The following is a 24989-nucleotide window of genomic DNA, read 5'->3' on the forward strand; positions in this document are numbered from 1 at the left end:
TCGGCGGCGTCGATCCCGGAACAGATGTCCTACGACCCCCGGCCGGGACGCCCGAGCCTGGCGGGAAGCCCCGCGACGTGCGCCCGGACATCCCGCTCGACCTCGCTCATTTCGACCTCGCTCCCCTGCCCGCCGGCCTCCCGGAGTTCAGTATAGAGTTCAATCGCCGCTGCGAGTGCGGTCGCGCACGCCGCGGCGTCGACGCCTCCAACCGTCCGCCCGAGAGCGGTCGCGAAGGCGGGAACCCGCGACTCGATCCGACGCACGCCGGTGGCCGGTGCGCCCGCTCGCCGGAACGCCAGCGGCGCCAGCACGAGGGTCCGCAGGACCCCCAGTCCATCCAGCGCCTCGAGGATCTCCCCGCGCTCGATCTTGTCCGCGAGATAGTGGCCCGCCGCCAGGCCGACGATGCCGTCGACCCCTGGAGCCGCCGCCAACGCTCCCTCGAGAAACGTCCGATGTCGGTCCGGCAGCCGCGAGAGGCGTTCCGCAACGCCCGGGCCGTGGTTCGGTCCCGGCATGAGGTCAGCCGCTGATCTCATGCGCCTCTCCGGCCCCGCGCGGTACCCGGATGCGCTCGACCAGTGCTCTGACTTCCGCGGGAGGCGCCGGCGTGAACCGCGACACGATGCTCGCGACCGCGAAGTTCACCATCATCCCGAGCGCGCCGATGCCCTCGGGGGAGATCCCGAACCACCAGTTCTCCGCCACGTTCGCGGCCGGGTTCACGAACTTGAAGTAGACGATGTAGGCCGCCGTCAGCGTGATCCCCGACAGCATGCCGGTGATCGCCCCCTCGCGGTTGAGCCGTTTCGAGAAGATCCCGAGGATGATGACCGGGAAGAACGACGCGGCGGCCAGCCCGAACGCGAACGCCACGACCTCCGCCACGAAGCCCGGCGGGTTGATCCCCAGATACCCCGCCACGATCACGGCCAGCCCGGCGCTCACCCGCGCCGCCACGAGTTCACCCTTCTCGCTGATGTCCGGCCGCCAGTTGCGTTTGAGCAGGTCGTGGCTGACCGCCGCCGAGAGCACCAGCAGGAGACCTGCCGCGGTCGACAGCGCCGCCGCCAGCCCGCCCGCGGCCACGAGGCCCACCACCCAGTTCGGCAGGCGCGCGATCTCCGGGTTCGCGAGCACCATGATGTCGCGGTCGATCGTCAGTTCGTTCCGGACCGGCTGCCCCGCCCCGTCCACCGCGTCCGCCCCCACGTACTGGATCAGCCCATCCCCGTTGTGGTCCTCGAACGAGATCAGTCCCGTCGCTTCCCACTTCGTGAACCAGTCCGGCATCTCCGCGTACGGCGCGTCCGTCACCGTATTCAGCAGGTTCGTCCTCGCGAACACCGCAACGGCCGGCGCCGCCGTGTACAGGAGCGCGATGAACACCAGGGCCCAGCCCACGCTGATCCGCGCGTCCCGCACCCTCGGCACCGTGTAGAAGCGGATGATGACGTGCGGCAGTCCGGCGGTTCCCACCATGAGTGCGACCGTGATCGCCAGCACGTCGAGCATCGACTTGGTGCCGTCCGTGTAGGCGGCAAAGCCAAGCTCCTGGTGCAGACCGTTGAGTCGGTCCAGCAGATACGTCCCGGTCTCCTGTTCCGCCGCGCCGAACCCGATCTGGGGGATCGGGATGCCGGTGATGAGCATCGACAGGAAGATCGCCGGCACCGTGTAGGCGAAGATGAGCACGCAATACTGGGCCACCTGCGTGTAGGTGATCCCCTTCATCCCGCCCAGCACCGCGTAGAAGAACACGATCCCCATCCCGATGACCACGCCCAGCCCGATGTCGATCTCGAGGAAGCGGCTGAACACGATCCCGACGCCCCGCATCTGCCCCGCGACGTAGGTGAAGGAGACGAAGATCGCGCAGATTACGGCCACGACGCGCGCCGTCTGGGAGTAGTAGCGCTCGCCCACGAAGTCGGGGACGGTGAACGCGCCGAACTTCCTCAGATAAGGGGCGAGGAGCAGCGCCAGGAGCACGTACCCGCCCGTCCACCCCATGAGGTAGACCGAGCCGTCGTACCCCAGGAAGGAGATGATGCCGGCCATGGAGATGAAGGAGGCGGCCGACATCCAGTCCGCCGCCGTCGCCATCCCGTTGGCGAGGGGATGGACGCCCTTGCCGGCCACGTAGAACTCGCTCGTCGAGCGAGCCCGCGACCAGATCGCGATCCCGATGTAGAGCGCGAACGAAAGCCCGACGAGCGTCGCCGTCCACTGGAGAACCGTCATGCCGCGCCCTCCTCGTCACGCTCGTCGACATCGAACTCCCGATCGAGTCGGTTCATGAGGAAGACGTAGACGAAAATCAGAACGACGAAGACGTAGATCGATCCCTGCTGCGCGAACCAGAACCCGAGTGGGAAGCCGGTGCCCGGGATACGGATCGTGTCCAGCGCGTCGGCGAACACGATCCCGGCGCCGTAGGACACCAGCGCCCAGATCCCGAGGAGCGCCCCCACGTAGCGGAGGTTGCGGCGCCAGTACCCCAGCCGGTCGCCTTCTTCTGCGCGTTGGTTCATGTACCTCCCACCGTGCTCGCCAGCTTCAATTCGGGCCGAGTCGCCGGCTCCGAAGTCGCCCAACGCTGCGGATCGACCCGGCCGCGCGCCAGTGTCACCAGAACAGCCCGAAGACGAGCCACGCCGAAATCGCCGCAAGAACTCCCGTGTAGAGCGCCGGACTGGCCAGCAGCGGAACGCGCCCCTCGAAGGGATGGAGCCGTATCGGACCGAGTTGGCCCGAACTCTTCGCAAGCCACCCGCTTGGGGCCACGCCCTCCGTCACGGGCGACGCGCGCCGCCAGCGGGGGTTCAGCGCCGCGACCGCGCAGCCGGCGGCGGTGAAGACGATCGCCCACACGAACGCCTCCCACTGCCCGGTGAGCCACGCGGGCAGCCACGACACATCGACCACCTCCCGGTCGAGGAACCCGACGACCCCGTACAGCCCGCCAGTGGCGAGGCCGAAGATGCCGACCCGCCGGTTGGTGCGGGTCACGGCACCGACCAGGTAGACGATGAGCAGCGGCGTGACGAAGACCGAGGTGACCGAGCGGAAGGCGGTGAGCATCGTCGGCGCGCGCAGGATCAACGGCAGGTAGGCGAACCCCAAGACCAGGATCGCGACCGTGGCGATGCGTCCCACGCGCAGGTAGTGGGCGTCGTCGCGGTCACGCGAGACGAAGCGCGCGTAGATGTCGCGCGTGAAGACGGCTGACATCGACGATCCCATGGAGTCGAAGGTGCTCACGGCGGCGCTCACCACACCCGCCACGACGAGCCCCTTGGCCCCGACCCCCAGATAGGTGGCGATCAGATGGGGGTACATGGCGTCGGGCTGCGCGAAGTCCGGGAAACGCGCCCGTCCGAAGAGTCCGAGCATGTCCGTGAAGACCAGGACGACGAGGCTCACACCGACGCCCAGCACTCCGGCCATCTTCATGTCCCAAAGCGACCGCGCGCCCATCATCCGCTGCGTCGAGGTGTGGCTCACGGTCCACCAGCCGGAGGAGATGAGGATCCACGCGATGAAGATGACGACCGGCGAGGTGTTTCCGTCCCGTCCCCGGAACGAACTCACATGGGCCAGATCGGGTGCCGCGAGGCCCGGCGCGAGCCCCTCGACGGTCATCCCCGGGCTCTCCAACTCGGCCATCATCACGTCCCATCCGCCGACGGCCTGCCAGACGGCGACGCACACGGCGAGACCTCCCGCGATGACGAGTACGCTCTGCAGCACGTCGGTCGCGACCACCGCCCGCAACCCGCCCATGGCCGTGTAGGCGCCCGACAGGACCACGAGCGACACGATCAACGTCCAGGCGAGCCCCGGCCTGAGCCCGCCGACCCCGACCAGCGTGAGGTAGACGGACCAGATCATGAGGCCGAGGACGGACGTCCGATACTGGATCTGGATCAGCGCGCCGAGGACGCGCGTGCCGGGGCCGAAGCGATGCTCGAGGTATTCGGCGTTCGTGTACAGTCCGGCGCGGTATATGGCGGGGACGATCAGGAAGGTCGCGAGCGTCACGCCGACGAGGGCCCCGAACGTGTGCGCGGAGAGGAAGTGCAGCCCCTCGCTCGAGATCGTCCCCGTGGCGGACACGAACTCCGAATTGTCCATGTTGGTGGCGAAGAGCGACAGGCCGACAGCCCACCAGGGAAGCGAGCGCGAACTCAGAAACCACTCGCCGCTGGTGGACGTGCCGCGCGCACGGCGAAGTCCGTAGGCGATGATCGCCCCGTTGAGTCCGAGGACGATCAGCCAGTCGAGAGCGCTCACCGGTGGCGGGCGCTCAAGGGACTCTCAGGCGCGCGGGAGGCCGCCACCGGCAGCCGCAGGTGTGAAGGGTACGCGGCCGTGTGGAACACACCCTCGGACTCGAAGCGGCCGCGACAGTCCTGGACCACGAACGCGTACCCGCGCCGCGCCCACCAGAACCCGTTCTCGATGAACACGTCGCGGGTAGTCTCGTACGGTGTACGCGTCACGATGGTGGGGAAGGGACCGCCAGCCGCGGGCAGGTACACATCCGCCGACAGCCGGACCCCGTCCCGCATGCGCCCCCGAAGCCCGTGCAACAGCCGCACCTCGTCCAGCACCTCGGGCAACGAACGCTCGCGCTACTCTGGGGTCGGGATGGCGGCGAGGACCTCGTCCGGTTCGGCCCGCACCGTGTAGTCGGGGTCGGCGCAGGAGTAGACGATGGTGCCCGAGGTGTCGATCACGAAGGTGGCGGACAGCGGAAGCTCCCAGGACTCGTCCCCGTTGAAGCGGGAGAGATCGATCCCGAGCCCGTCACGATAGAGGTCCCGCAGCTCGGCCTCGACCGCGAACGCGAGGCCGTAGTCACGCGCCACGCCGAGGCCGAGGTCGAGCACGACGTCGAACTCGATCCCGTCCTCCTCGATCCAGCCGCGGGCGTACTCGGCGAGTTGGGGGGAGAGGGTGACGAGCCGCGCGCCCCGGGCCTCGATCTCCGGAAGTACGGATTGAAGAGCAGCCTGCTCCTCGCGGCAGTAGGGTCACCAGCGGCCGCGGAAGAAGCTGAGCACGACGGGGCCACGTTTGAGGAGCGACTGGAGGCGGACCGTGGGCCCGGCCACGCTCGGCCGGGCGAAGAGGGGCGCGCGGTCGCCTGCCCGGGGCACGCGATCGAGGATGCCGGAAGCCCGCAGCGCCTCGGTGCCGGCGTTCATGATCGCCGTGGCGGCGGCCGGGCGCGCGGCTTCCTTCTCCGCGCGCATCTCGGCGAGCCGTCGGCAGAGCGGCCCGCTCATGGCAAGCCCGCCTGGAGCCGACGGCCCCAGAAATCGAGCTGCGCCGCGCGGAGTCCGGTCGCCGCCTCGATGGTGGGACCGAGGATCAGGTACGCCTCTCCGTCACGCGTGTAGGCCGGCCACGGCGGCAGCCCCGGGCCGTTCGGATCGCCCGTCGCCGCGAAGTTCGCCCAGTAGGAGGACATCGTCCGGGCCAGCCGGCGGTCCGCCGCCTCGCGCGTGCCCGGGCCGACGTTGCCGAACGCGTACACGATCTCCGCCGCGTGGTACGACTTGAGGTACGCCTTGGCCGGCCCCGGCGGCTCGTGCGTGAAGTAGTAGAGCCACGCGTCCGCGCCCGCGGCTTCCGACGCCCGCGCCCAGGTCCGCATCTGGATGCCGAACAGGGCATCGCCGCGGCTGCGCATGAAGGCGTTGGAGATATCGCCGTCCTCGACCACGGGGTACACGGACTCGAACAGTTCCGCCTCGTCTCCCACGCGGCCCGCCACCCATTCGCGCCACGCGTCGAGCGTCGCCGGGACGGACCGCGGGGAACTGAGAGAGGTCATCTCATCCGCGTTGAACCCGACCAGCACCGGGACGTTGCTGTGCCGCCCCTCGGCGAACGCGGTCGTGACGTCGGTCGGGAGCAGCCAGCCATCCACGTTCTCCGCGGTCCTGAAGCCGCGTCCACGCGGAGTGGCGAGGGCTCCCATCACCTCGGGAGCGGAGACGGCGCGCATCTCTTCGAGGGTTGTTGCTCCGAGGGCGTCGATGAACGCACTCCCGATCTCCTCGGCCGACCGGGCCTCGTCCGCCGCGTCGGAAAGACGCGTCATCGGACCGAATCGTCCTCCGCTCTGGCCGATCGCGCGGTGGAAGAGGCCCGCGGCGAGCGGCGTCGCCATGAGCGTGTTCACGCTCCAGGAGCCGGCGGACTCGCCGAAGATCGTCACGCGGTCGGGGTCGCCGCCGAAGGCCGCGATGTTGTCGCGCACCCACTCGAGCGCCGCGATCTGGTCCAGCACGCCGTAGTTGCCCGAAGACCCGTGCTCCGACTCGGCCGTGAGCAGCGGGTGCGCCAGGTAGCCGAGGGGCCCGAGCCGGTAGTTGATCGCAACCACGACGGCTCCCTTCGCGGCCAGCGCCCCCCCGTCGTAGGCCCCCACGGAGCCGGAGCCCCGTGTGAGCGCGCCCCCGTGGATCCAGACCATGACCGGGCGTCGCTCCTCCGCGTCCGCGGCCCCTGTCCACACGTTCAGGTACAGGCAGTCCTCGGCGGTGGGGGTCGGCGGACCCCTGAACACCGATCCGGCCGAAAAGGGCGCCTGCATGCACTGTGGCCCGAAACTGCTCGCGGGCAGGGTAGCGCGTCCCCATGCCTCGACCGGCTGGGGTGGCTTCCAGCGCAACTCGCCCATCGGCGGCGGCGCGAACGGAATTCCCCTGAACACCCGGACGCCGTTTTCGACAACGCCCTCGACGTTCCCCGCCACCGTTTGCACGAGGGTGCCCTGCGCCAGCAGCGGTCCACGGGGGAGCCCGGCGGCCAGGCCCGCGAAGAGGAGGGCGATGAACAGGGACGGGCGGAAATGACGAGGCATGGGAGCGCTCCCGATCTGCGCGAGAAAACCGAGCACGGGTCGCAAAGTGTGACGGCTCAGGAGCCCTCGCCAGCCGGGCCGGCCGGGGCCTCCTCCCCGTCCCAGCCGAAGTGCTCCAGCGGAATGCGACCCTGCTCGTCGAATACCAATCCCTCCGCGGCCAGGAGCCGGTACTGCAGCGTCTCGGAGAAGGAGTCCCCGCGGGAGCTGATCTCGCCCCGCGCGTTGATGACCCGGTGCCATGGGAGAGGCCGATCCGCCATGTGCAGCGCGTACCCGACGAGACGGGCCTGACTCCCAAGCCCGGCCAGCCGCGCGACCTGCCCGTAGGTCGCCACCCGGCCCGCGGGGATCCGAGCGACGACGTCGAAGATGCGCCGGTGGACGTCCGAAGCCATCGCTCGCCCCGCCCGTCAGCCGTGCGCGGGTGGATGTTCGTTCGCGTGAACGCGGTCTTTCCAGTTCCACCACTTGAGAAGTTCGAGGTCGGGCCCGGCGGTCTCCGCGAAGTAGACGGCGCAGCGGAAGACGTAGAGAACGCACCGGTCGATATGCTGTCTCCGCTGCGAGCACAGGTTCTCGTAGAGCTGGTTCGGGTCGCATCCCTCGAGGTGGCTCACGCGCTCGATCCCGAGGCCCGAGAGGTCGGCCGCGATACTGGGCCCGACGCCGGGAATTCTCTGCAGAGCCTTGGTGTCAGTCTCATCTCGCAAGTGGCTCATCCCTCCTCCGCCTCGGCTCCGTTCGGTTCGCGTGACGACGTCCGTTCCGCGGGTTTCGATCGCTCGGCGACCCCACCGGCGCTTCGGGGAACCGTCCGGTATGTTGTCGGCAGGCGGATGGAATCTCCCGAGGAGGGGCCCGATGGACAAACCGCACCGCATCCGGGCGCGACTGATCGCCACGGCGCTCGTGGCGGCGCCGTTCTTCGGTGCGTGCAGCCCGCCGCCCGACGATTCGGAGCCGACGGCGTCGAAAACCCTCCAACGCTTCGCGGCGGATCCGGCCGACCCCTACACCCGCCCCGAGGCGCGCTTCGAGGTTCAGGTCGAGAAGGATCTGATGGTGCCGATGCGCGACGGCGTCCGGCTGGCCACCGATCTCTACATGCCCGTCGGGGCCTCGGAAAACGAAGCTGCCCTTCCCGTCGTCCTCATCCGGCTGCCCTACAACAAGGAGACGTACAGCGGCGGCGCGATCGGGCCGGCGGAGTTCTTCGCCGGCCAGGGCTACGCCGTGGTCGTGCAGGATGTGCGCGGGAAGTACGCCTCGGAAGGGGATTACCTCCTCTCCGCAGCGGACCGCCTCGACGGCTACGATGCCGTCGAATGGGCCGCGACGCAGCCCTGGTCGAACGGCCGGGTGGGCACCTTCGGGTGCTCCTATCTGGGCGAGAACCAGACGCAGCTCATGACGCAGCGGCACCCGGCGCACGCCGCCGCGATCCCGCTCACCGCCGGGGGCGCGGTCGGGTCGGCCGGGGGCCGGTACGGCTACTTCGGCATCTTCGAGGGCGGGACGTTCGGTCTCTCCGCCAGCTTCGGCTGGTTCCGGGGAAACGGCCAGAAGCGGCCCGGCGGTGAGCCCGCCCCTCCGGTGGAGGCGTTCGCGGCGCTCCGCGAGCTGCCCACGATCGACCTCATGCAGAGGTATGGTCCCCCCGACCGCGACACGGACTGGGAAGAGATCCTGAGCACGCCGCTCGCCGACGAGTGGTGGGACCAGCTCGGCTACCTGCGCGACGACGACCGCTTCGACACGCCGGCGCTGCACGTCAACTCGTGGTACGACCTCGGCGCCAACGAGACGCTGCAGCAGTGGCGCATGATGCAGGACAATGCGGTGAGCGACCGCGGCGGGACGCACCAGTACGCGATCCTCTCCCCGACGTCCCACTGTATGTCCGAAAGGGCCACGGAGCAGACCATCGTCGGCGAGATCGACTTCGGCGACGCCCGCCTGCCGTACTGGTCGCTGTATCTCGCCTGGTTCGACTACTGGCTCAAGGGCGAGGAGAACGGGATCACGGAGATCCCGAAGATCCACTACTACGTGATGGGCCGGAACGAGTGGGCCGCGGCGGACGCATGGCCGCCCCCCGGGGCCGAGGCGACGCGCTTCTATCTCCGCAGCGGCGGGGCCGCGAACTCGAGGTTCGGGGACGGGGCGCTGAGCGCGGAGGCGCCCGGCGACGAACCCTCGGACGTGTACGTCTACGACCCCGGGGACCCCGTCCCCTCGCGCGGCGGGTCGGTCTGCTGCACCGGGAACCCCGCCGACCAGCCCGGCGCCTACGATCAGTCGGACATCGAGGACCGCGAGGACGTGCTCGTCTACACGGGCGATCGGGTCGGCGAGGACGGGCTCGAGATCGCGGGTCCGCTCGAGGCACGGCTCTACGTGAGTTCGAGCGCCCCGGACACCGATTTCACCGTGAAGTTCCTCGATGTCCACCCGGACGGGCGGGCGATCAACATCGTGGAGGGCATCAAGCGGGCGCGGTATCGCGACGGGTACGAGGAGCCCGCGATGATGGAGGAGGGCGAGGTATACGGGGTCCGGGTCGATCTCCATTCGGTGGCGCACTGGTTCGCGCCGGGCCACCGCGTGCGGATCGAGGTCTCCAGCTCCAACTTCCCCCGCTTCGACCGGAACCTGAACACGGGCGGCAACAACTACGACGAGACGGAATGGGACATCGCCGAAAACACCGTTCACCACGCCGGCGACTACGCATCGCACATCGTCCTGCCGATCATGGAGAGGGCCCGATGACCCCTTCCGTATCCCCGCCTCCGGGCCTCCGTCCCGACCTCGATGAGGCGGTCGAGACCTGGTCCCGCATGGGCGACGCCTCGCTTCTCCGCGGCGTGGCTGCCGTGATCCTTGGGTTCGCCGTGCTGACGTTCGGCTCCGTGCTCACGGGCCGGTTGCTGATCTCGACCCTCGGCGTCGGGCCCGGGACGGCGCCGGACACCGCCTTCATCGGCGCGAGTCTGGGCACGCGCCTCGTGATCACCGTTCTGGCGGGCTTCCTCACCGCCCTGGCCGCGCCCCGGGCACCCCGGGTCCATGCCGGAGTTCTGGCCGCGATTCTCGTCTTCTTCAGCCTCGCCTCGCTCGCCGGCCTCTCGTCGTCGGGTGAACCCTACGGGCCGACCTGGTATCCCGTCGTGATGCTCGTCATGGGTCCCGTGGGCGTCCTCGCCGGCGGCGCCCTCCGCGCCAGGCGTACTGTTCGTGGGTGATGGCCGCCTCGCGCGTCAGAAGATGCAGGTCTCCATCGCGACCCGTGCGCCTTCCACTCCCTCGAGCCGCAGCCGAAGCACGTAGTCCACGTCGAACGCGTCCGACACCACTCCGTAGATCTCTCCATTTGCGGCGAGGTTCACCGTCCAAAGCCGATCCGGCGCGGCGACCGCGCCACGGTAGCGCCCGCAGTTGTCGAAGAGATCCCAGATCGACCCCCCGTCCTCGTCGCCCTCGCGGGCTACCCACAGCCATCCTTCCGGAGATACATGCAGCGCCGCGATCCGCGGGTCGAACTCCGCGTCATCGAGGACTTCCGAGAGCAGGGGGGACGGAGGAGGATCGCCCAACTCCACCGTCCGGATCGTGTCCCCGGCGAAGGTCACCTCGTGGAACCGGTACGCTGACCTGTGGGCGAGCCACACATTGCCGTTCCCCACCGTCCACGCGAACTGCTCGGGGCTGGCCTCGGACATGCTCACCACTGCCCGTCCCCGACCGGGGATGGAGCGGACTTCGGGCGGGCTCACTTTGACGCGCTGGGTCTCGATCCGAAGTGAGTCCGCAGGCCCGTAAACGGTCTCGCCGTCCACCGGCCGCGGTAGCCGCACGGCGTAGTTGTAGCGCGGGTAGTCCAGGTCATCCTCTGCACGCTTCGCGCCGATCGACACCTCCTGGTAGATAAACCGCTCGTCGGTACCCACGACCCGTTCACGGGTGATGAACTCACCCTCGACATACCACGGGATGCGTAGTGGGGCTCTACCGACTTCGTTCCCGAGGGAATCGAGCACCAAGTGCTGCAGGGGACTTCCGATCCACAGCCGGTTGGGCGCGTGCAAGACGATACGCATGCCGCCGTTTTCGGCGCCGGGCAGGTAGTGCAGTTCGCCAGGACCCTCACCGTCCCGCGCCATCCCCCTCAGGTAGCGGCCGTCGTCGGCGAATACCCGCAGCTCCCGCGCGCCGGTATCGAGCACGTAGATGCGCCCATCACCGGCGACGGCGATATCGGAGATGTCTCCGAAGATGTCGGGGCCGTCACCAAAGACACCACCGAGCCTCATTCCCTCCACGAGCCGCCAGTCGGCGTCCATCCCGCTCGGCTCCACGCCCGGGTTCGTCACCATTACGCGGCCGTCGGCCTGCATATCCACATTCTGGGGCACAACTGCGGCCAAGCCCGGTGACGCAACGACAATCGCCGCAAGGCCGCCCGCCATCGCGGCAACCGCGCTGCCCTGGGATCCGCGCGGCCTTCCGCGGGCGCGCCCGCGGGGGAATCTCACGAAGCTGATGCGGGCCGGGGCTAGCATGTGAATCGCACCATCCAATGCTCGCGTCCATCCAGCAGCATGATGCAATAGAACTCATGCACCCTGAAGTTGTGATGGCCGCAGTAGAAGCCAGCGAAGCCGAGCATTTCTATGAAGGCGTCCCTGCTGCGGGATGACCGGATCCCTCTCTCGGTGCCGATCTCGCCGCACTCGACGGCCGCTGCGATCGGCAGGGAAGACTGGTCCGAAGGGCTCGCCGGGTCGCTGACGGACGGGGCAGGGGCCTCCATCAACCGAGCGCGCGCGATGGCGCCGAAATCGCCATCGGTGATTTCCGCCATGGCTGGACCGGCCATCGCCAACAGGGCGACAGGCAGGAGCAACGAGGCGGGCCATGTCATGAAACGAGACATTGTCCCTCCCAGTCTTCGAACGGTGACTCCGTACTTCGCCGATGCCGTAAGGGCGCCGAACTTTACACAGCCCTTCGAGCGGTCTCGGGGTGATGGGGCTCCACGACTGCGGGATGACCCAGTTGGGCCCTTTCTTGCTGCGTCAAGGTGATGGAGTCCGCAGTTTGCTGGGGATGGTTCCAGCGCGTTTCATCGTGACGTTCAGTGAAGGCGAAGTCCGCTGCCGAGGGAGGATGGGTATGCGAGTGGAGACGCTGGCCGTGAAGGCGGGGATGGAGCTGGCCGACGCCAGCCGCGCGATCGCCCCTCCCATCACGCTCTCGACCACGTTCGAGCGCGGGGAGGACGGGTCGTATCCGGGAGGGTTCGATTATTCGCGTTCGGGGAATCCCAACCGGAAGGCGCTGGAAGCGGCGCTCGCGGCGCTCGAGGGGGGGTCCGAGGCCGTCGCGTTCCCGTCCGGGATGGCGGCCACCTTCGCCGTCATCTTCTCCCTGGCTCCCGGAGATCACGTCGTGGCGGCGGACGACGCCTACTACGGCACGGGCGTGCTCCTACGGGAGCAGTTCGCGGAGCGCGGGATCGAGGCGACGTTCGTCGACATGACGGATCTCGGCGCGGTCCGGGCCGCCATGCGTCCGAACACGCGGCTCGTGTGGTTGGAGACGCCGTCCAACCCCCTGATCCGCGTCTCCGACATCGAGGCCATCGCCGGGATCGCACGGGACGGCGGTGCGCTCTCGTGTTGCGACAACACCTGGGCAACACCGCTCCTGCAGCGGCCGCTGGAACTCGGAGCGGATCTCGTCATGCACTCGACGACGAAGTATTTCGGCGGCCACAGCGACGTGACCGGCGGTGCGGTCATCGTCCGCGAACCGGGGGAGGCGCTCGACGCCCTGCGCAAGATTCAGAAGGACGGGGGGCTGATCCCGTCGCCCTTCGACGCCTGGCTCACGCGGCGGGGACTCGAGTCGCTCGCGCCACGCATGGCCATGCACTGCGCCAGCGCGATGGAGGTGGCCCGGTTTCTCGATGCGCACCCCGGGGTGGAGCGGGTCCATTATCCGGGCCTGGAGGACGATCCCGGGTACGCGCTCGCCTCGCGGCAGATGTCCGGCTTCGGGGGGATGCTCGCGTTCGACGTCGTGGGCGGACGGGACGAAGCGTTCGCGGTTGCGGCCGCCGTGAAGATCATCGCCCGGGCCACGAGCCTCGGCGGGACGCACTCCCTGATCGAACACCGGGCCTCGGTCGAGGGACCGACGACGCGCGCGCCGGACAACCTCCTCCGCATGTCCGTCGGCCTCGAGCACCCCGAGGATCTCAAGGAGGACCTGGCCCGGGCCCTCGCCCGCGCCGTCCGCTAGGCCACCGAAAACGTTCGGAACCTATAAAGGAAACTTGACGGCCACCTGATCGGATCGTTTCCTTTCCTTCTCGAAGAATCGTAGGAGGAGGTAACGATGTCCCGCCGAAGTTACAACGCCCCGCCGCTACGTCGGCGAAGTAGCGAGCGGGTTCGTCCTTGAAATTACGACCATGGGCCCAGCTTACCCCGGCCGGCGCGGCGGGCTCAGAGTTCGCAGGTCCCGTGTTCTCAGGCTACGTGAAGTCAATCAACCTGAACCTGTCACGTGACCTGCTACGAGATACGGACGGCCAGTTGCAAGCAGGCCGCCGCCGCCATTTCCTATGGCTTGAATTCTTTCCTGGTGACTCAGCAGCATCCCAGACGCTGCGGGCTCTTCGTGATGGACCGGGCGGCGGCGTCGCCGCTTTCAGCTGTCGGGCGAATGACGAATCAGGTGAGTGGCACGGAACCGTAAGGTTGGTGGATGATCCATTCGCTGAGGATGAGACGAGCCTGAGAGCAACCTTCGATAGCAGCGGTGAGTCTGATATCCGACCACCGCCCCATCTCGCCGAAGCCTCACCGTCAAGCTCCACCGGCGACTGATCCAGCCAAACGCATGAACGGTCGTGGTCTAGTTTCCTTTATAAGTCCCAAACGTTCCCGCGGGAACGCCTCAGCTGTCGAGTCCGCGAACCCGATCGGTGAAGACTTGCTCACCGGCCGGACGCAGGCCCTCGCGGTGGGTGGACGCGAGTAGTGCCTCGACGAGAGTCTGTCCGTACCCCCGGCTGAAGGCGATCAGGACCAGATGCTCGCGCCATGTGACGACCTGGCAGGGGACGTGCAGGATGGGCCCCTGCGTCAGGAAGGGACGGGAGCGTGAGGGATCGAACAGGTCGAGGTCCGTGACGCACTCGAGCACGGCGGGCGCCGCGTCGCCGACGATGGCGAGCCAGCAGTGGGAGTCGGTCGTGTCCGTGTAGTGCGGCCCCGTCGGAGGAGACGGCGGCTCGCCGGGACCGACGTGCCACAGCGAGGCCTGCGTCCGGTTCATGCGGTTGATCATGATCCCGGCTTCGACCGTGATCTCTCCCGGCTTGGGCGGCACATCGAGGCCGAACGGCCGCACGGTCTGGATGTCTCGCCCCTGGACGTCCCAGCGCGCCCGGTGGCTGAGGTCGATCAGGCTGGCCCGGCCCGGGGCGTCCTCGCTCGCGCGGTCCGATTCGTAGTCGAGCACGACGTCCCAGCCGGCCCGGCGTTCGACGCGTGAGGGCACGGCGTTGAAGCGAACCGGCGACCGCCGACGGGCCGGGGGCGCAGCGGCGGACGGTGGGCCGCCGGGTCCCGACGCGGCGGCCAGCCCGCCACCTGCGGCACGGAGCCGTTCGCCCTTCGGATCGTAGAAGTGTGACGGCACCACGGTCGCCTTCGATCGCACGGCCCGCGAGCCGAGCGACTCGTAGAGGTCGAGCGTCCCGCCGCGCTTCGCCAGCCGGTCTTCGACGAGCGCCAGCCCGTACTGCCAGCCGAGCGTCTCGCTGAAGCGCGTCGTGCACACGAACCCCGCGATCCGGTCGCCGTCCACCACGATCGCGCCGTCCTCGGGTCGGTGCCCGTCGGCAGCGGCTGCGCCGTCCATCCGGAGCCCGACGAGCTTGAGCCTCCCGCGCTGCTCCTCGCAGGCGCGGAGCGCTACGGCGCCCACCTTCCGGGACACCGTGTCCTCGCGGTCCCAGAGCCATCCCATGCCGATGTCGAGGAGCGTCACGCGCTGCTCGGACTCCGTCCCGATGATCACGTGTCCCTTCTCGGCCCGCAGGCAGTTCTGCGCTTCCAGCCCGAACGGCCGGATACCGAACTCCGTCCCGGCCTCCCACAGCAGGTCCCACACATACTGCGCGACGCTCGCGCCCATGTGGAGTTCGTAGGACAGTTCGCCCACGAACCCCAGGCGCAGGCACCGGGCCGCCACGCCGTCTCCCACCTCGATCTCCCGGTAGCCGAGATAGGGGAAGGCCTCGTTCGAGAGATCCGCGCTCGTGATCTTCTCGAGCACCCGCCGCGCGTTGGGTCCCGCCACGTTGATGGAGGCGAGGGCGTCCGTGAGGTTCACGAGGTTGAAGTCCCACCCGTCGTATCGCGTGTGGAAGCGGAACCACTCGACGGTGGATCCCGCCCGGTTGGAACTCGTCGTGACGTAGAACTCGTCCTCGCCCGTGCGCACGACGACGCCGTCGTCGACGATGTTGCCGGTGTCGTTGCACATCGCCGAATAGGTGCAGCGGCCGGGCCGGGCCCGGGTCATGTCGGAGATGTAGACGCGCTGGAGCGCCCGGATGGCGTCGGGTCCCCAGAGTCTGAACTTCCCGAGCGGAGAACTGTCCAGGAGCCCGACGTTCTCCCGCACGTTGCGGATCTCCTCGAGGCACCGGGGGTCCGGGCTGAAGTAGCGGGCGCGTTTCCAGGGCCCCGCCCGCCGGAAGATGGCCCCGAGGGAGGCCAGGTCGTCGTGCAGCGCCGTCCGCTTCCAGACGTCATGGTTCGGTCCGGCGAGCGTCGAAAGTGACGGCGGGATGACCGGCGGCCGCACCGTCGTCGCCGCGAAGTCGCCGACGGGCCGCCCGGCGATCTCCGCCATCGCCATGGCCACGTTCTGGCCGGGCGCCCGGTACTGCCCCGGTCCGAGGCCGAAATTGCCGTAGCGCTTGGCGAGTTCGGGCACGTTGAAGCCGAGGGCGGCACTCTGGACGGCGTTCTTCCAGGTGCCGTCCTCATCGAAGTCGAGGAACGTCTTGCGGCCCGGGCCGGAGGCCGGTCCGCGGACGATCGACGCGCCCCGGGTGGGGCCGGGCCGGTCGGCCAGAGCGGCGCGCGCGCGGGCCAGCGGCTCCGCGACGTCCACGCCGCAGCCCGCGGCCGCCTCCAGTCCCGCGATGCGGCCCGAGCCCATGACGGCATCGAGATCGGTGAGCCGCAGGAGCCCGCCCGCGGCGAACACGTCGGGCGGGAGGCGCTCGAGTTCGAAGGTCTGCGTGCGGTCGCCGTGCCGGAAGCGCGCGCCGGCGCTCGAGAGGACGCCGATGTCCGGCTGCCGTCCCGCGCTCGCCACGAGGAGATCGCACGCGACGCGCATGGAATCGCGCATCGAGCCGCCCGTCGACGCGTCCGGAGCACGGCTGCCCGCTCCCAGGGCGGCCAGCTCGACGCCCCGCACACGGCCCCGTCCGCGCGCGCGACTCGCCGCCCACCCCGGCCGGAAGTCGATCCCCGCCGCCGCCAGGGCGTCCACCAGGGCCTCCTCGTGGCCGTCGCGCCGGGCGTCCGCGACCACGCGCACCTCCACGCCCAGCGCCGCGAGGTCGAGCGCGGCCTCGAGCCCCAGGTCGTCCCCGACGCTGAACGCGGCGGCCTCGCCGGGCCGCACCCCGTAGCTCCGCGCCAGCCGGATCGCCGTGTCGACCTGCAGCACCCCCGGGCGGTCGTTGTGCTCGAAGGCGAGCGGCCGCTCGATCGAACCCGTCGCGACCACCACCGCTCGCGCGCGGCACTCCCAGTGCGTCTCGTCGAACGGCGCCTCCGGTCCCCCGCTCTGGAAGCCCGTGAGCAGGTTCTCGCCCCAGATCCCCGTCACGGGAGCGTGCGACAAAACGCGCACCGACTCCATGCGCCCGAGCCGCTCGATCAGGCCCGTCGTCTCACCGGCGAGCGGGCGGCCCTCGCGCACGCGCCAGTCGAGGTGCCCGCCCAGCCACGGCCGGCGCTCGAACAGGCACACCCGCAGGCCGAGCCGACCCGCCTCGAGCGCCGCGGACATCCCGGCCGGCCCCCCGCCGACCACGGCCACGTCCGCGTTCAGGTAGCGCTCGGCCCGCTGCCCCCGGTCCCCGCCGTCCGGCAGGTCGAGACGCAGCACCCCCAAACCCGCCAGCCCGCGCATGCGTTCCTGGAAGAACCGGGCGGCCCAGGCGGGCCGGTGAAACAGCCGGTAGTAGAACCCCGCCGGCATGAGCCGATCCAGCCGGTCCAGAAACCCGAACACGTCGAACCGCGGATCCCCGCGCACGTTCTGGGCCCCGACCACCATCCCCTCGCGGAGCGGCGTCGTGCCCGCGGACCGGTTCGGGACCCCGTCGATCGACACGAGCTGGCTCGACCCCTCCCCCTCCAGGTCGTACAGTCCGCGCGGCCGGTGGTACTCGAAGCTCCTCCCGAAGGTGCGCACCCCCGCGGCCCACAGCGCCGAGGCCACCGTATCCCCCTCGAACCCCTCCAGCCGCCGGCCGCACCAGCGAAAGTGCAGCGGCCGCGCCCGATCGATCCGCTGCGTGGGGAAGGGAGGGAGTCGGTTCACCGCGGCTCCTCGCGGTTCGTGGCCGGGTTGCGCCGAGTCGAAAACCAGACGCCGCACCCCGCCCCGTGGTACCACCACTCCTCGCGCGGACCCGGCCGATTCATGCGAAACTGCGCCCAACGGAAGTGCGCCTCGGCCGGCACATCATCCGCCGGCCGCGGACCCCGCTCCGGTCCCCCGTAGGTGAACTCGTACACGTCGCGCTTCCCGCACACCGGGCACGTCAACCGGAACGTCACCGTGTCAGTCCCACTGTCCGTACTTCATGGCGGTGGCCGTCTCCCCCATGTACCGGTTCTCGAGGAAGCGGCGCAGGGCGAACGGCCGCAGGATCTCCGGCGCCTCCTCCCGTGCCATGAACTCGGCCATGTACTTGCCCGCCACCGGGCCCGACTTGAAGCCGAAGTATCCCCACCCCACATCCAGGTAGAGGCCCTCGTATGCGAAGTTGCCGTCGAGGATCGGCGCCATGTCCGGGGTCATGTCGGAGAGTCCGGCCCAGATGCGCAGGAAGCGCACCCCCTTCAGACACGGCATGAAGTCGACCAGCGCCTCGGCCTGATGCTTGAAGTAGCGAGCGGTGACGTCCGTCGTGTAGTTGACCTGCGGGTCCATGTGCGCGCCCGTCGCGATCTCCCCCTTCAGCGTCTGGCTCGCGTAGACGTGGTACGCGCTCGAACTCACGACGTGGTGCAGGAATGGCTTGAGCGGCTGCGTCACCATGGCCTGAATCGTGAGCGGGTTCACCGGAAGCTCGATGTCGAGCATCGCCGCGATCGCGGGCCCGTATCCGCCCGCCATGATGCCCAGCTTCCGGCAGCCGATCGGCCCCGCGTTCGTGCGCACCCCCGTCACCCGCCCGCCCTCCACGTCGATCCCCTGGACCTCCACCCCCTGGTGAATCTCCGCTCCGTGCCGGCTGGCGCCCCGCGCCAGACCCCAGACGACCGCGTCGTGCCGCACCACGCCGCCCGGCGGGTGGTACATCCCCGCCTGGATCGGGTGCGCCGTCCGGTCCGACACATCCAGCGCGGGAATCAGCTCCCTGCACTGCTGCGGATCGAACAGCTCCGAGGGCACCCCGCAGAAGTTGGCCGTATTGATGGCGAGCCGGAACGCGGACACCGCCGCCTCGCTGTGGGCGAGGTTGAGGTTGCCGCAGTTGTAGAACATGAGATTGAAGTCGAGTTCGTCCGTGAGGATCCGCCACAGCTTCAGTCCCTCGTCATAGAGAGGGACGTTCTCCTGCGTGCGCTGGTTCGCCCGCACGATGGCGGTGTTCCGGCCCGACCCTCCGAACCCGATGTACCGGCTCTCGAGGACGGCGATGTCCCGGACGCCGTGTTCCTTCGCCAGATAGTAGGCGGTGGCGAGGCCGTGGATTCCGCCGCCGATGATCACCACATCATAGTTGCGGCGGAGGGGCCTCTCCTCCCACAGACGGCCGGAGCGAAGAACCCCCGCTCCGAGCGCGGACTTCAGCCTCCCCAGCGGCGTGGGACTCACGGATTGCGGACGGGAGACGAGGGCTGGCCGATGACCGAGTGCTAGCCGATGACCGAGTAGGAGGAGTCCGGATTCATCGTCCGGAGCCGGCTGAAGAAGCCGAGGTCGCAGTCCCGCCTCGTGTACTTCATGTGGAACTGGACCGGGTCCGCGTCGTGGTCGCGTCCGTCCTCGACCTCCTGAATCAGCTCGGCCATGAGTTGTCCCGCCACTGGCGCGTTCTTGAACTGGTTCCCTGACGTCCCCACCGCCATGTAGAAGCCGGGCAGATCCGACTTGTCGTAGATGGGGATCCAGTCGTCCGACACGTCGTACAGATCCACGAGCCCCTGCCTCGCCTCCGGCACGGGCAGCCCCCTCACCCGCTGCGCCTCCCGCAACACCTGCGTCCGCCACTGATAGCTGAACGTGTTGTCGTAGTCGTCGGGGTCCTCGACCCATTCCAGATTGTCGCAGGGCGGATCCTCGGACCCGATGAGGATGTGGTTGCCCACCTCCGGCCGGGAGTAGCATCCGATGTCGCTGTCCGAGATCAGCATCCCCAACACGTTGTAGTCGACCCCCTCCGGCGCGGGGACGTGGCACACCTCCTGCTTGAGCGCGCGCGTCCTGATGTTCATCCCCTCCTCGACCCCCGCCATGCGGTTGATGACGAAGGAATGCGGCCCGCCCACGTTGACCACGACCGGCGCCCGGATCTCGGACCCGTCCTTCACCCGGACGCCCGCGACCCTCCCGTTCTCCCGCAGGATCTCCGTCACCTCGGTGTTGAAGCGGAACTCGCCGCCACGCGCCTCGCAGCCGAGTTGCACGTTGTGACAGCACAGCTGGGGGTCGTTGATGTAGCCGGATTCGGGGATATAGAGGGCCCCGGCCACGTTGCCGCCCGAGGGCCGTCCGAAGCCCGGGTCCTCCTCCGTCACGGGGGGACCGAACTGCCGGGTGTCGAGGAAGGAGAGCTTCTCCCGCATGCCCTCGGCGTCGAGGTCCTCGTACGCGACGTGAAGCTCGTCGAGACTCTCCATCACTTTCTTCAGGTAGTGGTTCTTCTCCGTCTTCGTCACGAGGCAGCCCGTGCTCACATAGCGCGCCAGCCCCGAGGGATCGGGCACGCCGACATACTTCCCCCAGTCGAGCCAGTAGAAATAGGACTCGCGCGCCATGGCCACGCCGTCCGGCGTGGAATAGTGGAGACGGATGATGGCGCAGGTGTTCGATGTCGATCCGTACCCTGCGGCGGGGAGCTTGTCGACGTTGAGCGTCCGGAACCCGCGCCTGGCCAGCTCGAGCCCGGTGCAGCAGCCGATGACGCCGGCCCCGATGATGATCGCGTCGTAGTCCTTCGACATTTCGTCCCTGTTCCTCCTCGCCTGACGGGCGCCCGCCCCGTTCAGCGGCCGTCGACCTCTCCGATGCGCTCGTACACCGCGTGGGAGACGCGTTCGTTCCCGTCCGCGTCGGTGCTGCGGTACTCGTTGTCGATCCGGTTCCCGTCCTCGGACAGCACGTTGATGATGACCTGCGTGACCTGACCGTCGCGGCGGCTCGTGATCCGGTTCGTGTACTGGTCGACCACTTCCACCGCGGTCTCAACGCCCTCCCGGCCGGTCACGGGCTGGAACGCGCCATCGAACATCGTGTCGTAACTCCACTTCGACTCCCCACCGCGCGCGTTCGTGGACTCGACGGTGATCTTCATCCCGCCGTCTCCCCAGGGCTCGTACGTCATGACGTTGAGCGAGGGGGACGGCGCGTCGGAGCGCAGCTTCCACACGCCGTAGCGGGGGTTGTCGCGCTGGGCGGCCACGTCGGCTGGAGCGCCCGGGTTGAACAGGAAGTAGTCGTAGATGGCGCGGGAGATCTGGGCGATCGTCGCCTCGCGCGCCGGGACTGGCCGTTCCGAGTCCTTGACGAAGACGACGGTGATCACGTGTCCGGCGTTGTCCGGGAGATAGATGTACCCGACGTCGTTCGTCGTCCCGCCGATCGTTCCCGTCTTGTGGCCGACCTGTGTGCCGGGAGGGAGCACGCCCTTGATGCGGCCGGTGCCGGTCTGAACGCGCAGCATGATGTCCTTGAAGACCTCCGTGTTCTTCGAGCCCAGCGCCTTCCCGGCCCAGGTCATGGCCAGCAGGTGGGCCATGGCGAGGGGCGTCGAAGTGTCCCGCGCGTCGGTGGAGAACGCCTCCCGGGCCGCGTCCCGCTCCGAGGCCGAGACTCCGCCCGCGCGGTCGCGGAACTCCGTCATCGAAATCCGCCCGTCCGCCGGGGTCTCGACGCCCGAATAATCCCCGATGAGGACCGACGTCGGACGGTTCACGCTCAAACCGTCGACCCGCAGTTCCGCCATGCGCGCGTTGACCGCGTCGGGGCCGCCGGCGGCGGTCAGGGTGAGGTCGGTGGCGCTGTTGTCGGAGATGAGAAGCATCAGTTCGAGCAGGTTCCGGAGGGAAAGCGCCACGCCGGGGTCGTCGAACAGGTTCGAGATCGTGCCGCTGCCCGGGTGGATGTCCGTGGGCTCGAGTTCGACCATGTCCGCGAGCGTGATCTCGCCCCGGTCGACCCGGCTCAGGAGCTGCACTGCGATCGGGACCTTGTAGGTGGACGCCATGGGGAAGCGGTCGTCCTCGTTGAACCACACGGCGCGGCCGGTCTCGATGTGGACGGCGCCCACGCCCACGGTGCCCCCGCTGTTCGGGGCCAGCCGCTCGATCTCGGCCAGAAGACGGCCAAGGCCCGGATCCCCCTCGGGTGCGACGGACTGCGCTGCGAGAGGGACGGGGGCCGAGAGCCCGACCGCAAGGGTCGCCGTGGTCACGGTCGCCTTGGCCAGGGTCGCCGCCGCCCGCTTCGTGGCGGCCCGCCCGGTGAAGTACTGACGTGTCCGGAGGCGCATCGATCATACTCCCTGGTTCGTTTGAGCTGGATCCCGCTCCAGCCGGTACGGTAGCCATTGCGCAACGCCCGGACGAGACCGCCACGGTGGGGTCGACCGTCCACGCCATTTCATGACATGCTCCGCGCAGCCGACCTTGCCCCTCCGGAACCCAGCGCCTACTGATCTCATCGGACACCTGCTGACGCGCCGCCCTGGAACCGGACTATCGTGCTGACCGAGCGGGACTACGGAGTCGTTTTCGAGGCATCTCCGGACGCGATGCTCATCGTGGATTCCAAGGGCACAATTCAGGACCTCAACCCACAGGCGGTCGCGATGTTCGGCTGGAGCCGCGAGGAGTTGGATGGCTCCCCCGTGGAACGGCTGGTTCCCGAAGCCAGCCGCGGTCGGCATGAGCGGCACCGACGGCACTACGGCGAGGCGCCGCGGGCGCGTCCCATGGGACAGGGACTCGAGTTGCTGGCGTTGCGCCGGGACGGCGCCACGATCCCGGTCGAGATCAGCCTGAGCCCCGGGAGACTGGCGTCGGGTCAGGAGCATGTGATCTGCACCGTACGGGACATCACGGGCTGGAAGCGGATGCGGCAACTGTCCCGGGCGATGGTGACCGCCGTCGAGAATGAGCGGAAGCGATTGTCGCGCGAGTTGCACGACGAGTTCCTCCAGTACCTGGTGGCCCTCAAGATCAGGGTGAAGCTTCTGGCGTCCGAACCGGTGGAGAAGGACAGGGAGCAGGCGCGGGCGCAGATCGCCGGCGAGATCGACGACGCGATGCGGGGCGTGAAGCGGATGGTCCGGGGGCTGCTGCCGCCGGAACTCGAACACCGGCGGCTTTCGTCCGCCCTCGCGTCCGCGTTTCGCGACATCGGCGAGGTGCATGGATTCACGGTCCACGCGAGCCTCGACCGAGTCGACGAGGAATTGGACGCGGCCGCCGCCCTGGCCCTGTATCGGATCGTTCAGGAGGCCGTGACCAACGCCGAGAGGCACGCACGCGTGACGGAAGCGACGGTGACGGTCCGGTCGGTGGGCGGTGCGGTCATCGCGGAGATCCGGGACGAGGGTTGCGGGTTCGAGTTCGATGGTCACACCGGCCTCACCAGCATGCACGAACGGGCCGCGCTGGTCGGGGGCGGTATCACCGTGGATACGGCGCCGGGCAAGGGGACCACGATTCGGGTCACCGTGCCGGCCGTGGGTCCGGTCGACGAGAGAGGTCTCGACCGATGGTGAGGGTGCTTCTGGTCGACGACCACCCGGTGGTGCGCGCCGGCTTGAAGGCGTTGCTCGAGACAACCGAGCATGTGGAAGTCGTGGGCGAGGCATCGTCCGGAGAGGAAGCGGTAGAGAAGGCCCGGACGCTGGAACCGGACATCGTCATCATGGATCTGGCGATGCCCGGCATGGACGGAGTCCAGGCGACGCGGCGCATCGCCGAGCTTGGGCTCGGAGCGAAGATCCTGGTCGTCACGATTCACGACGAGGATGAGTACCTTGTGCCGGCCCTGAACGCCGGCGCGGCGGGCTTTCTGAACAAGTCCGCCGCCCACACCGATCTCATCGGCGCCATTGAAGCCATCTCACACGGGCACTCCTACCTGCCCCAGCACGCGGCCGCGCTGCTCGCGCGACGGAAGGCCCAACGCGCCCAGGGCCGCGAAGCGGGGCCCAACGTGCTCTCGGCGCGCGAGCTTGCCGCGGTCGAGTTGTACGCGAGCGGCTTGTCAGCCAGCGAAACGGGCAAGGAGATGGGTCTCAGCCCCAAGACCGTAGAGAGCTATCTCGCCCGCGCCAAGGCGAAGCTGGGCCTCCACACCCGGCGCGAGATCGTGCGCTTCGCCTTGGAGGCCGGGCTCCTGCGAACCGAAGGCGACCACTAGGGAAGGTCTGAACAGGTCGGCAGATCGGTCGGTGTCGGGCTGAATGATGCCGACATGGTCGTCTGCCGGCCCCTGAAGGGGCTCTGAGACACGAAAAGTGGGCGTTTTGGGCCTACGACCCCCCGCATCCGTCCCGCGGGGACGGATGTCTCCCGCTGCGGCCCCCTACGCCGTCGCATAACGACCCGCGATCAGCAGGTTCGAGAAGCCGAGCAACAGCGCGATCCGCTCGGTGTTCTTCGCCAGCCCCCGGTAGCGAACCTTCCGGTAGCCGAAGTGACGCTTCAGGTAGAGGAACGGGTGCTCCCCCTTGGCCCGCACCGAGGCCTTCCGATGCTCTCGTAGCCACGGCGCACCCTCTGGATCCAGGCGGCGCCGCCGCCCCGGGGCCATCGCCACCGTCCACTTCACGTCCCGGCCGTCCGTCTCCACCCAGCGCTCGATCCCCTGGTAGCCCGAGTCCGCCCACACCTCCGCCTCACCGCCGTGCAGCAGAGACCCCGCCTCCCTGAGGTCGTGCGTGTTCGCCGGCGTCGTCCGCACGCTGTGCGTCAGACCCGTCTCCGCGTCCACTCCGATGTGGGCCTTCATCCCGAAGTGCCACTCGTTGCCCTTCTTCGTCTGGTGCATCTCCGGATCCCGCGTCCCCTCACGGTTCCTCGTCGAGGAGGGCGCCGCGATGATCGTCGCGTCCACGATCGTCCCCCGCCGTACCCGGTAGCCACGGCCCGCCAGATGCGCGTTGATCTCATCGAACAGACCCCGCCCCAGACCGTGACGCTCCAGAAGGTGACGGAAGTTCAGGATCGTCGTCTCGTCCGGGATCGGTCCCGACAGCTTCAGACCCGCGAACCGGCGCACCGACTCCACCTCGTACAGCAGGTCCTCCATGCCCGGATCGCTCATGTCGTAGAACAGCTGCACGCAGTGGATCCGTAGCATCACCGACAGCGGATACGGCCGCCGGCCACGGCCCGCCTTCGGATAGCACGGCCGGATGTGCGCCTCCAGACGCTCCCACGGGATCAGCCCGTCCATCCGCTCCAGGAACACCTCCCGGCGCGTCTTCCGCTTCTTCCCCTCGTACTCCACGTCCGAAAACGTCACCTGGTCCATCGCCCCCACCCCCGAGCCGTCTGGTCCGCACCGCCCGTTCAACTCCCCTGATCCA

General features: G+C 68.8%; 22 protein-coding genes and 1 pseudogene. 5 read left to right on the forward strand and 18 right to left on the reverse strand.

Features of this window, described 5'->3' with window-relative positions; genetic code table 11:
- Nucleotides 1-29: 29 nt before the first annotated feature.
- From ACPXY0_RS16660 to ACPXY0_RS16705, 10 genes and pseudogenes are all read right to left on the reverse strand, one after another.
- The gene (locus ACPXY0_RS16660) at nucleotides 30-542 is read right to left on the reverse strand and encodes a hypothetical protein (protein ID WP_423926485.1); all 513 of its coding nucleotides are present in this window, start codon (nucleotides 540-542) and stop codon (nucleotides 30-32) included.
- Complete coding sequence (locus ACPXY0_RS16665) at nucleotides 526-2247, reverse strand: sodium:solute symporter family protein (RefSeq protein WP_423926487.1); 1722 nt, start codon at nucleotides 2245-2247, stop codon at nucleotides 526-528. Before ACPXY0_RS16665 ends, ACPXY0_RS16660 begins: the two co-directional genes overlap by 17 nt.
- Nucleotides 2244-2537, reverse strand: a complete 294-nt coding sequence (locus ACPXY0_RS16670; RefSeq protein WP_423926489.1) for a DUF4212 domain-containing protein — start codon at nucleotides 2535-2537, stop codon at nucleotides 2244-2246. Before ACPXY0_RS16670 ends, ACPXY0_RS16665 begins: the two co-directional genes overlap by 4 nt.
- 94 nt (nucleotides 2538-2631) lie before the next feature.
- Nucleotides 2632-4299 carry a sodium:solute symporter family transporter gene (locus tag ACPXY0_RS16675; RefSeq protein ID WP_423926491.1) on the reverse strand — a complete coding sequence of 556 codons (1668 nt, stop codon included), beginning with the start codon at nucleotides 4297-4299 and terminating at the stop codon, nucleotides 2632-2634.
- Nucleotides 4296-4619: a CocE/NonD family hydrolase gene (locus ACPXY0_RS16680; protein WP_423930725.1), complete on the reverse strand. Its 324-nt coding sequence runs from the start codon at nucleotides 4617-4619 to the stop codon at nucleotides 4296-4298. The genes ACPXY0_RS16675 and ACPXY0_RS16680 overlap by 4 nt, the downstream gene beginning before the upstream one ends.
- A 21-nt stretch (nucleotides 4620-4640) precedes the next feature.
- Nucleotides 4641-5030 (reverse strand): annotated as a pseudogene (locus tag ACPXY0_RS16685) (redoxin domain-containing protein); the annotation flags it as partial.
- Between the two features lie 12 nt (nucleotides 5031-5042).
- Nucleotides 5043-5297 carry a hypothetical protein gene (locus ACPXY0_RS16690; protein WP_423926493.1) on the reverse strand — a complete coding sequence of 85 codons (255 nt, stop codon included), beginning with the start codon at nucleotides 5295-5297 and terminating at the stop codon, nucleotides 5043-5045.
- Complete coding sequence (locus ACPXY0_RS16695) at nucleotides 5294-6883, reverse strand: carboxylesterase/lipase family protein (RefSeq protein ID WP_423926495.1); 1590 nt, start codon at nucleotides 6881-6883, stop codon at nucleotides 5294-5296. The genes ACPXY0_RS16690 and ACPXY0_RS16695 overlap by 4 nt, the downstream gene beginning before the upstream one ends.
- 56 nt (nucleotides 6884-6939) lie before the next feature.
- Nucleotides 6940-7281 carry an MGMT family protein gene (locus tag ACPXY0_RS16700; protein WP_423926497.1) on the reverse strand — a complete coding sequence of 114 codons (342 nt, stop codon included), beginning with the start codon at nucleotides 7279-7281 and terminating at the stop codon, nucleotides 6940-6942.
- A 15-nt stretch (nucleotides 7282-7296) separates the two neighbouring features.
- Nucleotides 7297-7605: a helix-hairpin-helix domain-containing protein gene (locus ACPXY0_RS16705; RefSeq protein ID WP_423926499.1), complete on the reverse strand. Its 309-nt coding sequence runs from the start codon at nucleotides 7603-7605 to the stop codon at nucleotides 7297-7299.
- Nucleotides 7606-7747: 142 nt separating this feature from the next.
- Between ACPXY0_RS16705 and ACPXY0_RS16710 the strand changes: the two genes are divergently transcribed.
- Together ACPXY0_RS16710 and ACPXY0_RS16715 are read left to right on the forward strand one after the other, a co-directional pair.
- A complete protein-coding gene (locus ACPXY0_RS16710; RefSeq protein WP_423926501.1) occupies nucleotides 7748-9658 on the forward strand; it encodes a CocE/NonD family hydrolase in 1911 nt (636 codons plus the stop codon).
- On the forward strand, nucleotides 9655-10131 hold the full coding sequence (locus ACPXY0_RS16715; protein ID WP_423926503.1) for a hypothetical protein: 477 nt from the start codon (nucleotides 9655-9657) through the stop codon (nucleotides 10129-10131). Before ACPXY0_RS16710 ends, ACPXY0_RS16715 begins: the two co-directional genes overlap by 4 nt.
- 15 nt (nucleotides 10132-10146) lie before the next feature.
- On the opposite strand, the gene ACPXY0_RS16720 is transcribed toward ACPXY0_RS16715, so the two are convergent.
- Complete coding sequence (locus ACPXY0_RS16720) at nucleotides 10147-11283, reverse strand: 6-bladed beta-propeller (RefSeq protein ID WP_423926505.1); 1137 nt, start codon at nucleotides 11281-11283, stop codon at nucleotides 10147-10149.
- A gap of 158 nt (nucleotides 11284-11441) precedes the next feature.
- Nucleotides 11442-11822 carry a hypothetical protein gene (locus ACPXY0_RS16725; RefSeq protein ID WP_423926507.1) on the reverse strand — a complete coding sequence of 127 codons (381 nt, stop codon included), beginning with the start codon at nucleotides 11820-11822 and terminating at the stop codon, nucleotides 11442-11444.
- 239 nt (nucleotides 11823-12061) lie between these two features.
- Here ACPXY0_RS16725 and ACPXY0_RS16730 point away from each other — a divergent pair, with 239 nt between their 5' ends.
- Nucleotides 12062-13192, forward strand: a complete 1131-nt coding sequence (locus ACPXY0_RS16730; RefSeq protein WP_423926509.1) for a trans-sulfuration enzyme family protein — start codon at nucleotides 12062-12064, stop codon at nucleotides 13190-13192.
- Nucleotides 13193-13852: 660 nt separating this feature from the next.
- Here ACPXY0_RS16730 and ACPXY0_RS16735 read toward each other — a convergent pair.
- The 5 genes from ACPXY0_RS16735 to bla are packed head-to-tail and all read right to left on the reverse strand — an operon-like array spanning nucleotide 13853 to nucleotide 21935.
- Nucleotides 13853-17533, reverse strand: a complete 3681-nt coding sequence (locus ACPXY0_RS16735) for a 2Fe-2S iron-sulfur cluster-binding protein (RefSeq protein ID WP_423926511.1) — start codon at nucleotides 17531-17533, stop codon at nucleotides 13853-13855.
- Entirely contained in the window at nucleotides 17530-17772 is a 243-nt protein-coding gene (locus ACPXY0_RS16740; RefSeq protein WP_423926513.1) for a sarcosine oxidase subunit delta, read from the reverse strand. Before ACPXY0_RS16740 ends, ACPXY0_RS16735 begins: the two co-directional genes overlap by 4 nt.
- Before the next feature lie 4 nt (nucleotides 17773-17776).
- The gene (locus ACPXY0_RS16745; RefSeq protein WP_423926515.1) at nucleotides 17777-19039 is read right to left on the reverse strand and encodes an FAD-dependent oxidoreductase; all 1263 of its coding nucleotides are present in this window, start codon (nucleotides 19037-19039) and stop codon (nucleotides 17777-17779) included.
- A 41-nt stretch (nucleotides 19040-19080) separates the two neighbouring features.
- The gene (locus ACPXY0_RS16750; RefSeq protein WP_423926517.1) at nucleotides 19081-20388 is read right to left on the reverse strand and encodes an NAD(P)/FAD-dependent oxidoreductase; all 1308 of its coding nucleotides are present in this window, start codon (nucleotides 20386-20388) and stop codon (nucleotides 19081-19083) included.
- Between the two features lie 41 nt (nucleotides 20389-20429).
- Nucleotides 20430-21935 carry a class A beta-lactamase gene (gene bla, locus ACPXY0_RS16755; protein WP_423926519.1) on the reverse strand — a complete coding sequence of 502 codons (1506 nt, stop codon included), beginning with the start codon at nucleotides 21933-21935 and terminating at the stop codon, nucleotides 20430-20432.
- A gap of 210 nt (nucleotides 21936-22145) precedes the next feature.
- On the opposite strand from bla, the gene ACPXY0_RS16760 reads away from it, so the two are divergent.
- Nucleotides 22146-23171, forward strand: coding sequence for a PAS domain-containing sensor histidine kinase (locus ACPXY0_RS16760; protein ID WP_423926521.1), 1026 nt, complete (start codon nucleotides 22146-22148; stop codon nucleotides 23169-23171).
- A complete protein-coding gene (locus ACPXY0_RS16765) occupies nucleotides 23165-23818 on the forward strand; it encodes a response regulator (protein ID WP_423926523.1) in 654 nt (217 codons plus the stop codon). The genes ACPXY0_RS16760 and ACPXY0_RS16765 overlap by 7 nt, the downstream gene beginning before the upstream one ends.
- Nucleotides 23819-23983: 165 nt before the next feature.
- Here the strand turns inward: ACPXY0_RS16765 and ACPXY0_RS16770 are convergent, their stop codons facing one another.
- Nucleotides 23984-24934, reverse strand: coding sequence for an IS5 family transposase (locus ACPXY0_RS16770; protein ID WP_423926525.1), 951 nt, complete (start codon nucleotides 24932-24934; stop codon nucleotides 23984-23986).
- Nucleotides 24935-24989 lie beyond the last annotated feature (55 nt).

It is taken from the genome of Candidatus Palauibacter sp., assembly GCF_965237495.1.
Classification (GTDB): Bacteria; Gemmatimonadota; Gemmatimonadetes; order Palauibacterales; family Palauibacteraceae; genus Palauibacter.

Coding starts and splice junctions, on each gene's coding strand:
- ACPXY0_RS16705 (WP_423926499.1), bottom strand. CDS start 7,605: ATGAGCCACTTGCGAGATGAGACTGACACCAAGGCTCTGCAGAGAATT.
- ACPXY0_RS16730 (WP_423926509.1), top strand. CDS start 12,062: ATGCGAGTGGAGACGCTGGCCGTGAAGGCGGGGATGGAGCTGGCCGAC.
- ACPXY0_RS16720 (WP_423926505.1), bottom strand. CDS start 11,283: ATGCAGGCCGACGGCCGCGTAATGGTGACGAACCCGGGCGTGGAGCCG.
- ACPXY0_RS16715 (WP_423926503.1), top strand. CDS start 9,655: ATGACCCCTTCCGTATCCCCGCCTCCGGGCCTCCGTCCCGACCTCGAT.
- ACPXY0_RS16770 (WP_423926525.1), bottom strand. CDS start 24,934: ATGGACCAGGTGACGTTTTCGGACGTGGAGTACGAGGGGAAGAAGCGG.
- ACPXY0_RS16700 (WP_423926497.1), bottom strand. CDS start 7,281: ATGGCTTCGGACGTCCACCGGCGCATCTTCGACGTCGTCGCTCGGATC.
- ACPXY0_RS16750 (WP_423926517.1), bottom strand. CDS start 20,388: ATGTCGAAGGACTACGACGCGATCATCATCGGGGCCGGCGTCATCGGC.
- ACPXY0_RS16695 (WP_423926495.1), bottom strand. CDS start 6,883: ATGCCTCGTCATTTCCGCCCGTCCCTGTTCATCGCCCTCCTCTTCGCG.
- ACPXY0_RS16690 (WP_423926493.1), bottom strand. CDS start 5,297: ATGAGCGGGCCGCTCTGCCGACGGCTCGCCGAGATGCGCGCGGAGAAG.
- ACPXY0_RS16710 (WP_423926501.1), top strand. CDS start 7,748: ATGGACAAACCGCACCGCATCCGGGCGCGACTGATCGCCACGGCGCTC.
- bla (WP_423926519.1), bottom strand. CDS start 21,935: ATGCGCCTCCGGACACGTCAGTACTTCACCGGGCGGGCCGCCACGAAG.
- ACPXY0_RS16660 (WP_423926485.1), bottom strand. CDS start 542: ATGAGATCAGCGGCTGACCTCATGCCGGGACCGAACCACGGCCCGGGC.
- ACPXY0_RS16765 (WP_423926523.1), top strand. CDS start 23,165: ATGGTGAGGGTGCTTCTGGTCGACGACCACCCGGTGGTGCGCGCCGGC.
- ACPXY0_RS16665 (WP_423926487.1), bottom strand. CDS start 2,247: ATGACGGTTCTCCAGTGGACGGCGACGCTCGTCGGGCTTTCGTTCGCG.
- ACPXY0_RS16725 (WP_423926507.1), bottom strand. CDS start 11,822: ATGTCTCGTTTCATGACATGGCCCGCCTCGTTGCTCCTGCCTGTCGCC.
- ACPXY0_RS16670 (WP_423926489.1), bottom strand. CDS start 2,537: ATGAACCAACGCGCAGAAGAAGGCGACCGGCTGGGGTACTGGCGCCGC.